General features: G+C 51.0%; 10 protein-coding genes and 1 tRNA gene. 7 read left to right on the forward strand and 4 right to left on the reverse strand.

Features of this window, described 5'->3' with window-relative positions; translation table 11 throughout:
• Positions 1-9 precede the first annotated feature (9 nt).
• The 3 genes from speB (at position 10) to CWI71_RS10930 (ending at position 3,031) form a co-directional block, all read left to right on the forward strand.
• Entirely contained in the window at positions 10-945 is a 936-nt protein-coding gene (gene speB, locus CWI71_RS10920; protein ID WP_241967724.1) for an agmatinase, read from the forward strand.
• Positions 945-2,861, forward strand: coding sequence for a biosynthetic arginine decarboxylase (gene speA, locus CWI71_RS10925; protein ID WP_126755305.1), 1,917 nt, complete (start codon positions 945-947; stop codon positions 2,859-2,861). The genes speB and speA overlap by 1 nt, the downstream gene beginning before the upstream one ends.
• A 94-nt stretch (positions 2,862-2,955) precedes the next feature.
• Positions 2,956-3,031: transfer RNA gene (locus CWI71_RS10930), tRNA-Phe, on the forward strand.
• Between the two features lie 43 nt (positions 3,032-3,074).
• Here the strand turns inward: CWI71_RS10930 and CWI71_RS10935 are convergent.
• From CWI71_RS10935 to CWI71_RS10945, 3 genes are all read right to left on the reverse strand, one after another.
• On the reverse strand, positions 3,075-3,452 hold the full coding sequence (locus CWI71_RS10935; protein WP_126755306.1) for a VOC family protein: 378 nt from the start codon (positions 3,450-3,452) through the stop codon (positions 3,075-3,077).
• Entirely contained in the window at positions 3,430-4,098 is a 669-nt protein-coding gene (locus tag CWI71_RS10940; protein WP_126755307.1) for a LiaF domain-containing protein, read from the reverse strand. Before CWI71_RS10940 ends, CWI71_RS10935 begins: the two co-directional genes overlap by 23 nt.
• 99 nt (positions 4,099-4,197) lie before the next feature.
• Entirely contained in the window at positions 4,198-4,953 is a 756-nt protein-coding gene (locus CWI71_RS10945) for a hypothetical protein (protein ID WP_126755308.1), read from the reverse strand.
• Positions 4,954-5,241: 288 nt separating this feature from the next.
• Here CWI71_RS10945 and CWI71_RS10950 point away from each other — a divergent pair, with 288 nt between their 5' ends.
• The 4 genes from CWI71_RS10950 (at position 5,242) to nhaD (ending at position 12,217) form a co-directional block, all read left to right on the forward strand.
• Complete coding sequence (locus tag CWI71_RS10950; protein WP_126755309.1) at positions 5,242-7,617, forward strand: penicillin acylase family protein; 2,376 nt, start codon at positions 5,242-5,244, stop codon at positions 7,615-7,617.
• A gap of 63 nt (positions 7,618-7,680) precedes the next feature.
• On the forward strand, positions 7,681-9,816 hold the full coding sequence (locus CWI71_RS10955) for a sensor domain-containing diguanylate cyclase (RefSeq protein WP_198678780.1): 2,136 nt from the start codon (positions 7,681-7,683) through the stop codon (positions 9,814-9,816).
• An 11-nt stretch (positions 9,817-9,827) separates the two neighbouring features.
• Positions 9,828-10,634: an SDR family oxidoreductase gene (locus CWI71_RS10960; RefSeq protein ID WP_126755311.1), complete on the forward strand. Its 807-nt coding sequence runs from the start codon at positions 9,828-9,830 to the stop codon at positions 10,632-10,634.
• A gap of 179 nt (positions 10,635-10,813) precedes the next feature.
• Complete coding sequence (gene nhaD, locus CWI71_RS10965) at positions 10,814-12,217, forward strand: sodium:proton antiporter NhaD (RefSeq protein ID WP_126755346.1); 1,404 nt, start codon at positions 10,814-10,816, stop codon at positions 12,215-12,217.
• A 7-nt stretch (positions 12,218-12,224) separates the two neighbouring features.
• On the opposite strand, the gene CWI71_RS10970 is transcribed toward nhaD, so the two are convergent.
• Positions 12,225-13,160, reverse strand: coding sequence for a LysR family transcriptional regulator (locus CWI71_RS10970; RefSeq protein ID WP_126755312.1), 936 nt, complete (start codon positions 13,158-13,160; stop codon positions 12,225-12,227).
• Positions 13,161-13,169: the final 9 nt, after the last annotated feature.

The raw sequence follows: 13,169 nt of genomic DNA on the forward strand, positions 1-13,169 counted from the left end.
TGATTGACCTTGAGCCAACATCAAACTGACGCGGTAACTTCCGTAACTATCCAGACTGTGAGCCCGGTGCGCGAATTTTTTGGCGCCAAAGTAGATGACGCCATTCACGCCAACTCGACTCACATGATTGGTTTCGGCTTTGACGGTACGGCCTGTTTTCGTAAAGGCACCCGCAATGGCCCTGATGGCCTGCGCGCGGTTTCCGAAGATATCGAATCGTACTCGCCTTACCTCGACGCCGACTTATTCGACCTGCCATTCTATGACCTCGGTAATTTATCCTTAGGTCATGGCGAGGATATTGAGGGCCAGTGGCAGCATGCCAGCGATCAATTTGATACCTTGTTTGGCGACCTTGATTTGGCCAAGCACAACGTCCGTGTGCTGACCCTGGGCGGTGAGCATTCCATTTCATATGCGCCTATTCGCAAGTACCTGGCGCAGTATCCTGATCTGGTGCTGTTGCACCTGGATGCCCACGCAGACCTGCGTGACGGTTTTCTGGGCTACCATTACTCGCACGCATCGATTATGCGCCGCTGCCTGGACCACTTCGGTCCTGAGCACCAGCTAATTCAGTACGGCATTCGCTCTGGTACCCGCGAAGAATACCAGTACATGAAAGAGCACAATACAGTGCGTACCTCGCGCAAAGACTTTCTTGAGAGTGTCGCGGCGATTGCGGACGAACGTCCTATTTATCTGACCTTAGATCTGGACTATTTTGACCCGTCATTCTTGCCTGGTACCGGTACGCCTGAGCCAGGTGGTGAAGACTTTCATTCCTATGTGAGTCTGATGAAGATTCTGCGCAATAAAAACCTGGTCGGCGCAGATGTCGTGGAATTGTCTCCGGAGATTGACCCAACTGGCAACTCAGACGTATTTGCAGCAAAAATCGTCCGTGAATTACTGATCATTTTAAACGAAAAAGGAGCTCGCTAATGGGCGATACCACCACCGACTGGAGTATTGACGACGCAGAAGAACTCTACGGCGTGAACCGTTGGGGCGCTGGCTACTTCTCCATTGGCGATAACGGTAATATTCAGATTGCACCGAATCATCGCTTGCCGGACGTCACCATTGATATGAAAGACGTGCTGGACGAGATCCGCGCTGAAGGTATTCAGTTGCCGGCGGTCATTCGCTTTCATGATATTTTGCGCTCACAAGTTGAGATCCTGAATGAAACCTTCGCGAAAATCATCGAAGAAGCTAACTACGACGGTAAATACTCGGGTGTATTCCCGATTAAAGTGAATCAAATGCGTGAGGTGGTTGAAGAAATCATCGACGCGGGCGAACCCTACAGCTACGGCCTTGAAGCCGGCTCAAAACCTGAGCTTATGGCAGTGCTTGCCTATAATGAAAATCCGCAGGCGCTGACTGTACTGAACGGTTACAAAGACGAAGATTATCTGACGCTCGCCCTGCTCGGCCGTCAGTTGCGCCGCAAAATGATCATCGTCATTGAGAAGTTCAGTGAGCTGGAAATGTTGATCCCGCTGGCCAAAAAGCTTGGCGTGGAGCCTCTAATTGGCTTGCGCAGCAAGATGATGGTCCGTAGCAGCGGCAAATGGGCTGGTTCGAGTGGCGATCGGGCAAAATTTGGCTTAAGCATTACTGAAATTCTGAACATTATCGAGCTGCTCAAGAAAGAGAACATGCTGCACTGCGCCAAGCTGCTGCACTTTCATATCGGCAGTCAGATGTCTGATATTCGTAAGGTGAAAGAAGCGGTATCTGAAGGCGCGCGCCTCTATGCGAAGCTGGTGCAGGAAGGCGTGCCGCTGGAATACCTGGATATCGGTGGCGGTCTTGGCATTGACTATGATGGCACCAGCTCAGCGACTGACTCTTCGCGCAACTACTCGACCGAAGAGTACGTGGCAGACGTGGTCTACGGCGTAAAACAGATCTGTGATCTGGAAAATGTTCCGCACCCGAATCTGGTTAGTGAAAGTGGCCGAGCAATCACGGCTCACCATAGCTGCGTGGTTACCAACATTGTTGGCGAAATTAAAAATACCGGCGCGCAGTTTGATATCAGCGCCGAAGACGGCGAGCACATTCTGGTCAGCAACATGCGTGAGCTGGTCTCCGCGACCGAGCTGCACCCACAGGAGCGTTATAATGACGCGGCCTCATTTAAGCAAAGCGCTTATGAAGCGTTTAAGCTGGGGATTTTGTCGCTGACTGAAATGGCCAAGCTCGACACCATGTACTGGCGTCTACTCAGCGAGCTGCATGGCTCACTTGACCGTGAAGCCTTCGTTTTTCAGGAACTCGAAGAACTTGAAGACATGCTGGCCAGCCAGTATCTGTGTAACTTCTCGATTTTCCAGTCGGCTGCTGACACTTGGGCCATTGGCCAAGTACTACCGATTGTGCCGGTCAGCCGGTTACAGGAGAAGCCTGAGGTGCGTTGCTCTATCGTTGACATTACCTGTGACAGCGACGGTAAGCTGAGCAAGTATATTGAGGGCACTGAAATTAGTGAAAACATTCCTATGCACACCCTGAAAAAAGGTGAGGATTATTATGTGGGAATGTTTTTAACCGGCGCTTATCAGGACGTGATGGGCGACATGCATAACCTATTCGGCCGCCTGACCGAAGTGCACGTTTACGTACACGACGACGAGCCAGGTGACTTCTACATTGAGGAGGTCGTGCCTGGAACGTCCGCTGAAAAAGTGCTCGAAACTATGCAGTACAACACCGACTTTATGGCGAAAACCGTAAAAAAATGCATTGACCGTGAAGTTCGCAAAGGCCACATTGCCCCTCGGGAAGGTGTGCGCTGGACCGACTATTACGAGAAATGTTTAGCCGGTAGCACCTACCTTAAGGTGTAAAAACGAGCAAAGTGCGTATTTACTGAGCAAACGGCACAAAATCGCGAAAAAGCGGTTGACTCGAAGCCGAAAAACTCGTTTAATACGCCCCGTTGCCCAGATAGCTCAGTCGGTAGAGCAGAGGATTGAAAATCCTCGTGTCGGTGGTTCGATTCCGCCTCTGGGCACCATTATTCTAAAGGCCTCGCACTCATGTGCGGGGCTTTTTTCGTTTTAGCGCTTCTCTTCCATCAGCCCTACCAGGTTACCGTCGGGGTCACGTAAGAAACTAGTCCACAGCTCATGATCAGGCATTTTTGCGGCAAGTTGTGGCGCGCGCTCTTCGGTGGCACCGTTTTCGACCAGCTGTTGGTGCACTTTGACAATATCTTCGGCCTGAAAGTATAAAATGGAATTGGCGCCTACCTGGCCGGCACCTTGTGGTGTGGTGAGCATGATGCGAATTCCGGAGGCGTCCAGAAACGCCAGGTTCGGTCCCGCTTTAAAAAGTAGCTCAAGGCCAAACTGTTCGTGGTAAAACGCCAATGCCTGCTCGACATCGGACACGGTAATCGCAACTTGCCGTAGTTTATTTAGTTCTACTGTCGCCATTATTTCGCTGCCCCATTCCGAAGGTCTCGCGCATGGCATTAGCGAACGCCACCCAGCGTTCCCGCAGGTTGCGTTTCACCGAGACATCGACAGATCCTAAAACAGACCAGCCGGTCACTGTAATAATATGGCTGGTTTCAACGTCACTGGGCGGTACGTAAGCTTCGCTAGAACCCAAAACATCGCCAACCCTGGAAGTCACGCTGAAGTGCTCAGGAATCACTATGCTGACCGAGCCCAGAAAACTACTCAGCGCAATCTCAACATGCCGTTGCGGTAATTGTGCTTCAGTAAAATCAAGGGTGATCGAGCCCAATACATCAACTACTTTAAGCCGCTCGGGCACCTCCCAAAAGCCTTTGCGGCTGGTATTGCTTAAAATACAGGTCACCTTTGACTCGGGTTCGCGATGCTCGCGTTTGCCGAGTGTGGCTTCTTTGCGCTGTTGGTACTCGCTATCCGCTGCGAGAGGCAAATCCGCTACTAAGTCAACCATCTCCTGATGGCTTTCGGTGGCCATCACCGCATCCAGGCGACGCTCAAACGCCTCTTGCGAAATAACATCGTGACTGTAATTAACGATCAGTTTATCTATGGTCTCTTCACGGACCTGCGCAATAGGTCGGTCTTCGAGTTTTACCGGCATCCGCGGTTTCCTTCTTCTTGATTAACAACTTTAAAAAGTCAAAACAAGCGCGAGCTGGAATACCAGCTCGCTGCTTTACTCCTAATATTAGACTAATTTTTATTCGGCACCAGAATAACTTACCTCCTCCAGGCGGATATAAAGGTAGCTCCACCACTCATCGACTGACTTCATAAAGTCGCTTTGTAACTTATTCTTTTTCTCTTCACCGACAGCCGCTTCGAGACGTTTCCACACGCCGGGGTCATCAGCGTCCAGCGCTGCCGTGTCAGCAAAAGTCTCTACCACAAAGTAGTCTGCCTGATCGCGGCCGCCCATACCGTAATACCAGAAAGCATCAGTTCCACCGTCATCGTCGATGGCCTTTTCGATGGCTTCAACGGTGCTGTCGAAGAGTCTGTAGTCGCGTACCTTGAAATTGTAAACGGCAACATAACTGCTCGATGCGTCAGAACTATCGCTCCACTCGGGTATAAAGCTAGCCACGTGAAAGCAGGCTTTTTCCATATGCGGTACAATTTGTTCACGCGCCACAGATTCGCACGCCTTTGACGCTTCATCCTCAGCAAAGAAAGCTTGCCAGTTTTTATGAGAACTGGTTAATACAAAAGTATTGCTTTCACCTTGTAAGCGGCGCCAGATATTCCAGGGTGAGGTACCACCGGCTCCTTCATAGCAGCTTTTCCAGGCCTTTACTGCGTCAAGGAATGCCGTGCTGTGGCCGAGCTTGACCTGCACTTCGCTCATTGAAAGGTAAAACTTCGCGTCGTCTTCATGATTATCAGCACTTGCAGTGCTGGGGTAATAACCCATTGCAAATGCCATTAGGGTTAGTAAAAAGGGTAATTTTTGCATCGGTATTCCTCCAGAAACACCTTTTAGCTAGTCCATCCCTCACTACAAAGGTCCTCCTGTCCTAAGCGTTGAATAATAGACCAAAAATCAAGCAGCATTGCGGACTAACGCATCTGTCGTGGGCGTTGTTGAATAACTTGTGATGCAAAGATGAATGTCGTTGTCCGTGCTTTTTAGTTGCGGGTAGGAAAATTTCTTACTAAAACTTAAAGTTAGCATTTAGCATCCGAAGTTCTGCGATTTGATTTAACATCTGAATAAACATTCAGTCTGTTCCGGAGTCATAACATGCACAAAACGCTTCTGCCTTTGCTGGCGGTTACCCTTATTGGCTGCTCGCCCACTGGCAAGCAAGTTCAGACGCCCGGTTATCAGGCTGAAATTCGCTATACCGCACACGGTGTACCCCATATAAAAGCAAACGATTATGGCAGTTTAGGCTTCGGTGAAGGTTACGCTGCCGCCCGAGATCAGATTTGTAATCTTTCCTACGTGGTGACGCAGGTACGAGGCGAGCTGGCACAGCATTTAGGCGCCGGTCCACAACAACGGTTCGCTATTAGTGACGCCGCTGTGAAAAGTTTGCGACTTTATGAGCGGGCGGAACAGGCATTTACCACCTTGCGTCCACAGTTACGAGACATGTTAAGCGGCTATGCTGCGGGCGTGAACCATTATCTGGCGACTACTAATAAGCCCGGTAGCTGGTGTCAGGGACAAAGCTGGGTAAGTCAGGTGTCAGCCACCGATATCTTTGCGCGAGGCTACCTGATCACCACTAACTTGCCTTTACTCGCCGGAGCCATGTATCAGGCTACACCGCCACAGCAAGAAATCACGGGTCGTGACGCCGGCGCGGCGCTGCTCGCACAGGCTGAATCAGCTTTTGCTTTAGATCATCTGGGCTCCAATGCCTGGGCCATCGGCAATGATCTGACCGCCCATGAGGGGGGTCTGCTGATGGGGAACCCTCATTACCCATGGTTTGGCAGCAATCGCTTCTGGGAAAAGCACCTGACCATTCCGGATGAATATGACGTATACGGGGTCAGTCTGGCGGGCATTCCCGGGGTTGCAATTGGCTTTAATAAGCACCTTGGCTGGTCGCACACGGTTTCTGCCAGTCGCCGTCTGGCGGTCTATCAGCTGCAACTGGCTGCAAATGATCCGTTAAGTTACATGGTTGATGGCCAGAGTAGAAAGCTTGAAGAGCGCCAGGTTAGTGTGAAAGTTAAAGGTCCGGACGGCGCCACGTCGGAACAACAACATAGCCTATGGTTCAGTGAATATGGTCCACTGGTCAAATTCGGCGGCTTTGACTGGACTGAGACCACGGCTTTTGCCATCAACGACGTGAACTACGATAACTTTGTCATTCTCGAGCAATGGCTTGATATGGCCAGGGCCGACAACATGGCGCAATTTATCGCCGCACATGAGCGTTGGAATGCCTTACCCTGGGTCAATACCATTGCTACCGGTAGTGAGGGCAAAGCGGTTTATATTGACGGCTCCAGCGTCGGCAACCTCAGTGAAGAGGCGATTGAAAAGTGGCAACAAATGTATAGTGAGAGTCCGACAATTCAACAGCTATACGACCAACGGCAACTAATGTTATTCAACGGCAGTCGCTCCGATTTTCGCTGGCAACCGACCTCTGGCCAGCCGCTTGCTGAATCGGTTCCTTTTGCGCAGCGGCCACGTCTGATCCGTGACGATTACGTTTTTAATGCCAACGACAGCTATTGGGTGGCGCACAAAGATGCACGGGATATCCAGCGCAGTCCGCTGTATGGGCCCGTTGATAGTGCAATAAGCTGGCGCTCACGGATGAATTTACACTATCTGACCGAGCCGGCGTACCGGGGCACTGATGCCCGTTTTGACTTAAAAGAAGTGCAACAGGCACTTTTTACCAATGGCTCAATGGCCTACCGCATTTTTTATACCGAGCTGACCGATGTGTGCGCGCAACAATTACCGCTCAGCAAGGCCTGCGCGGCACTGTCGCAATTTACCGGCAATTACGATATTTCCAGCCGTGGGGCCGTGTTGTTCCGCGAGTGGATATTCGCTTACCAACATCTGGTCAATGCTGAGCAGGCACAACTCTACCGGGTACCTTTTTCAGCAGACGACCCTTATGCCACACCGCGCGGTTTAGGTAATGCAGAGCAGGCCATGGCGGCACTCCAGCTCGCTGCGGATCTACTGGAACAACAAGAGATTTCCCTCGACGCGCGCTTAGGAGAACAACAAAAGGCCCCGCGCAATGAACAACTCATTCCGTTGCATGGCGGGCATCATTACGACGGCGTCATTAACATGATGGACCAACGTGGCAGCGATACCATCGGGCCGTTTCCCGAGTCAAACCGGCTGAAGCCTTGGTCAACACTCACCGATCGCGGCTATCCAATTACCGGTGGCGGCAGCTTTATTTTTACTGTGGCTTTTACTCCTGAAGGTCCGCACGCGGAGGCGCTGCTGACCTACGGTCAGTCTGAAGATCCCGACAGTCCCTTTTATGCTGAACAGACGCAGCTGCTCGCAGATAAACAGTGGCGACAGGTTATTTTTATGCAGCGCGAAGTCGAAGCAAATACGGTCGAAACTCAGCAAGTTCAGGGAAATCGAGAGCCACATGTCGCTTTACAAAATTAATATCTTTGTGTTGCGAACTTGTGGTAGTCTCGAAATATGATGAACAGGCAGGATAAACGCGCCGTGGCAGCCCTTCCAGCAGGCAATGTGAGCGACAAGCTGACCCAGGTTTTTGCCGGTATTGGCTTTGGTGCCGTGGCCGCACTGATCAATTATTTTCTGGCGTTCGAACTCTACGGCTCTGTCACTATTTTACTCGGCCAGACCTTTGTGTTCCTGGCCCTCTTTACCCGGGGCCTGCTGGCAGCGTTAGTCAGTACCTTTATTGCCGCCATTGCGGTTTATCTATACACCTATAACTCTTTTTTCTTCGTTACCTTAGCCGCTGAAGTCATCGTTGTCTGGTTTTTATATCAGCGCCGCGTACCCATTTTAATGGCGGATCTTATTTATTGGCTGGTAATTGGTGCGCCACTAAGCTATGCCTACTTACCCACCATCATTGATGTGCCGCAAAGTTTTTTAATACTGGTGCTGGCGAAGTTGCTACTCAATGGTTTGCTTTACACCGCTTTGGCGATACTACTTTACCAGCTGGTTCCGAAGTCGTGGCGCAACGTCGCCATGAAGCCAGTGTCCGACTCACTACGCGGGCGGGTTTTCTATCTAAGCTTTCTCTGCATCATCATCAGTTCACTTTCGTTCTCGCTGCTCTACACCGTGCGCTCGGCGCAGCAGGTGGAGCAACAAATCGTTTCGGACATTGGCGCGAAAGCCAATAGCCTGCGTCAGGTTAGCGAAGACTTCGTCAATAATTATGTGGTGGCAGTTCACAATCTCCGCGACAGCATGCTGGTGGTGCAGGACTTCGACCAGAAAATAAAGCTGATGGAAGTCACTCAGCAGAATCATCCCGGCTTTATCTCAATGCTGCTGGCCAATGACGAGGGGCAGATTGTGCATGGTGTTCCGGCTGCGCAATTTGCCGTACTGCAAAATAACCCGGCAGTTAACCGGGATATTAGTGATCGCCCGTATTACTTTACCCCCAAAGCCAACGGTCTTGGTTATGTCTCAAGTGCGTTCCGGGGCCGCGGGTTTGGTACCCAGCCCATTATTGCGATCAGCGAACCACTGATGGTGAATGGCGAATTTCGGGGCATTATCGAAGGCTCGCTGAATGTGCCCGAATTATCCGTGCTAGTACATCGAACCGATATCGACGCCAACTACCAGTCCGTGATTGTTACGGACGATAAACATCAGGTGATTTTCGCAACACCCGAACTTAACTTGCGCTCCTTAAGTACCTACGAGCCTGTTTTATTACCTAACTTATACACCCAGGACTTGCCGCTGACCCGCATCGAAAGTCGCGATCTGCTGTACACTCAACGCCTGAACAGTTACGGCTGGCATGTTTACGTATTTTCCAGCCCGCATATTATTACTCAGTTATTTCTTGATAACCTGATCATTCTGCTGCTGTTTTTAGCATTAATCGCGTTATTGTTTGCCTTTGTCACCCGCCGCTTCGCGCAAGATCTTAATCGTCCTCTCGAGCAATTGGCCAAACAACTGCGGCATAATACCGAAACTCCGCTGGCTGTAGAGCGCGGAGAAATGACGCGCGAAGTACGCACCATTGCTGATAACCTTATTGCCGCACGTAAAGTCATGGTCGACTTTAACCGTCAGCTACAGCAGCAGGTAAATGAAAAAACTGCGGATCTCGAGCGCCTGAACCTCAAGCTGCAAAAGCTTGCGCGTGAAGATGGCTTAACCGAGTTATTAAACCGCCGTACCTTTGATGATCTTGCTGAGCAGCGCTATCACGAAGCAATGGCGACCCGTGAGCCGATTGCGCTGATTCTGATGGATATCGATCACTTTAAGCGTATCAATGACACCATGGGGCATCCGGTGGGCGATGAATGTATTCAATGTGTTGGCGCACTCATAAAAGAACATTTTGAACGGCGTGGCTGTCTCTGCGGTCGCTATGGTGGCGAAGAATTTGCCCTTTTTGTCAGTGCCAGTGAAAACGTATTGGAACTGGTTGAGGAGTTCCAGAACAAGCTCGCTACCTACTGCGAAGTCAACGGCCAGGTAATACCGGTTACCATAAGTATGGGCATTGCAGAAGTGCGGCACAATTTCAGTGGCGGTAGCTTCCGTCGTCTGGTTGCGCAGGCCGACAAATTACTGTATCAAAGTAAAGATAACGGGCGAAACCGCATCTCGTTAGAAACCATTTAACAGGTCTTTTCATGCAAACAAAACGTATTGTTATCACAGGCGGTGCTAGTGGTCTGGGCTATGCTTTGGCACAAATGGCAGCACAAAAAGGCTGGCAGGTTGCCATTCTCGACCGTGACACTGAACGGGGTGAGGCGGTACTGCCGAGTTTACAACGACTGCAGCCTGCGACGTTATTCTTTCCCTGCGACGTGACCCGCATCAGCGACCTTGAGAATGTCGCCAGGGTACTCGAACAGCGTTGGCAAGGTGTTGATGTGCTGGTCAATAACGCAGGCGTCGCGCAGGTGGGCAAACTTACCGATACCAGCATCAGTGACTGGCAATGGATTATCGATATTAACCTGCTTGGAGTGGTGCGGGGCTGTAAAGCGTTTATTCCGCTCATGCAACAGCAAGGTGGCGGTCATATCGTTAACGTAGCATCAATGGCCGGTTTACTCGATGTCCCTAATATGACCTCTTATAATGCCACCAAGGCTGCGGTTGTAAGTCTGTCGGAAACCCTGGAAAACGAGCTTGCCGCTGACAATATTAAAGTGACCGCTGTATGCCCCTCTTTCTTTAAGACCAACCTGGGTAAAGGCATGCGCTCAAGTATTGAAGGCATGGACGTAAAACTTGAGAAACTGATGAGCCAAAGCAAGCTCAATGCGACCGATATCGCCAAAGCGATCATGCGGGCGCTGGAACGTCAACAAAGCTATACATTACCCCACCGGCATGGCCGTTTTGCCTGGTATATGAAGCGTTTCCTGCCCCGCGCCTGGTACCGCCGGGTGCTGCATAAACAAGTAAAAAAGCACGATGAATCATAGGTTTAAAACAAGTAACGGCGTACCTCTTCCGAGGTACGCCTAAAGACCTGTAACAAATTCATAATGTCAGCAACGGCTTCTTCATATTCTGTGCTAGTATGCGCGCAAAACTCCCCCAGAACCTTTGTGTGCAAGGAAATCGACACATGTGGAAGCTACTTTTGTTCGCCTTCGCGGCTATGCTGGTAAGTCCGGCAGCCTTCGCTGCAGCCGGTCCGCTTGATTTAACCACCTCAACCGTTGGCATTGTTGCCATCATCATCTTTACCGCTGCTTATATATTGGTTATGGGCGAAGAGCGCCTGCATATGCGTAAGTCCAAGCCGGTACTTGTCGCCGCCGGTTTGATTTGGATTATGATTGGCTGGGTCTATGTCGACCAAGGTTTTCCCGGCGTAGCAGAAGATGCGTTTCGCCATAACCTGCTTGAGTTTGCTGAGCTGATGCTGTTCCTGCTGGTGGCGATGACTTATATCAACGCGCTGGAAGAGCGCCGTTTGTTCGACGCGCTGCGCGCCTGGATGGTAAAGAAAGGTTTTACCTATCGTCAGCTGTTCTGGCTCTCTGGTTTTCTGGCGTTTTTTATCTCACCTATCGCCGACAACCTGACCACTGCCCTGCTCATGTGTGCGGTGGTGATGAAAGTTGCTGATGGTGATAAAAAGTTCATCGGCCTTTCATGCGTCAGTATTGTTGTCGCAGCAAATGCCGGTGGCGCCTTTAGTCCCTTTGGTGACATCACCACCCTTATGGTCTGGCAGGCTGGCATTGTAGAGTTTCAGGAGTTCTTCGTATTGTTCTTGCCGTCACTTGTGAACTATCTGTTACCGGCACTGATTATGAACTTCTTTATTGACAATAAAAAACCGCATGCCCATTACGAAGAAGTTGAGCTAAAACGGGGCGCCCTGCGCATTACCGGACTCTTTCTGCTGACTATCGCAACGGCGGTGGCCTGCCACATGTTCCTGCATTTACCACCGGTGCTTGGCATGATGATGGGCCTCGGCTACTTACAGTTCTTCGGTTACTTCCTGCGCATGACGCTGCCGGGCTCTTTGGCACGCAAACGTGCAATGGCAGAGCGCGCCGGCGACATGGAACGCCTCAAACGATTGGGTAGCGTGGTGCCTTTTGATGTTTTCAGCCGAGTTCAGCGCGCCGAATGGGACACGCTGTTGTTCTTTTACGGTATTGTTATGTGCGTCGGCGGCCTCGGTTTCCTGGGATACCTGCACCTGCTCTCCGACACCCTGTACAACGAATGGTCGCCCACCTACGCCAACGTTGCTCTGGGCTTAATGTCAGCAGTTATCGATAATATTCCGGTAATGTTTGCCGTGCTTTCCATGCAGCCGGATATGTCGCATGGCCAATGGTTACTGATCACACTGACCGCCGGCACTGGCGGCAGCCTGCTGTCGATTGGCTCAGCGGCAGGTGTGGCACTGATGGGACAGGCCAGAGGCTATTACACCTTTGCCAGTCATCTGAAATGGGCACCAGCTATTGCGGTTGGCTTCTTTGCCAGCATCGTGGTGCACCTTTGGTTGAACGAGCAGCTGTTCGCTGTTTTTAACTGATAAGTAATTATCCGCTCGCCGCGGTTTCCGCTACTAACTGGCGGAACCAGCGGTGGCCGGCGTCATGCTGCAATAGCGGGCTCCAGATCATGGCCAGATCCAAATCAGGGATTGCAAATGGCGGACGGCGGATGGTCAGCGTGTCATCGTCCTGATAAAGATTTGCCGCGCGGGTCGGCAAGGTCGCGATCAGACCTTGTCGCGCTAAGTGCATGGCCACATGATAGTTGCGGGTAAAAACCCGGATGTCACGCTTACAGCCAAGGTCTGCCAGCGCTTCATCCACCCAGCCCAGCTTCTGTACGTCCTGCGGGTCCATCCCGACGCCCACCCCAAAACCTGTTTTACTGACCCAGACATGCTCGGCTTTAAGATAATTATCCAGTGAATAGTCGTCCAGTAGCGGGTGGTCATGACGCATCAGGCAGGAAAAATCATCTTCCCATAAGGCTTTTTGATGAAACGACTGCGGTAATTTCTCAAACCGGTTAATCGCCAGGTCGACCTTGCCGTTTTCAACATCGTGAAAACTAATGTCGCTGGGGGTCATGATATCCAGAGTCACCGCGGGCGCCTGTTGCTGAATTGCCGGTAATAACCTTGGTAACAGCGTGGATGCGGCATAATCAGAAGCCATAATGCGAAACACTCTGTCGGTCGTCGCCGGATCGAATTCACGGGCTGGCTGTACCATCTCCTCGACTGAGTAAAGGATTTGCCGCACCGGCTCCTGCATACGTTTTGCCGTCTCGGTCGGAATCATGCCTTCGCTGGTGCGCACCAGAATAGGATCATTGAGTAAACTACGTAGCCGCTTCAGCCCGTTACTCATTGCGGGTTGGGTGATGTTTAACTGGGCCGCGGCTTTGGTGACATTACGTTCGCGCAGCAGCACGTCGAGATAAACCAGCAAATTCAGGTCGATATCTTTAATGTTATTCATAAAAAAAAT

The sequence above is a fragment of the Pseudidiomarina insulisalsae genome, from assembly GCF_003987065.1.
GTDB classification, from domain to species: Bacteria; Pseudomonadota; Gammaproteobacteria; order Enterobacterales; family Alteromonadaceae; genus Pseudidiomarina; species Pseudidiomarina insulisalsae.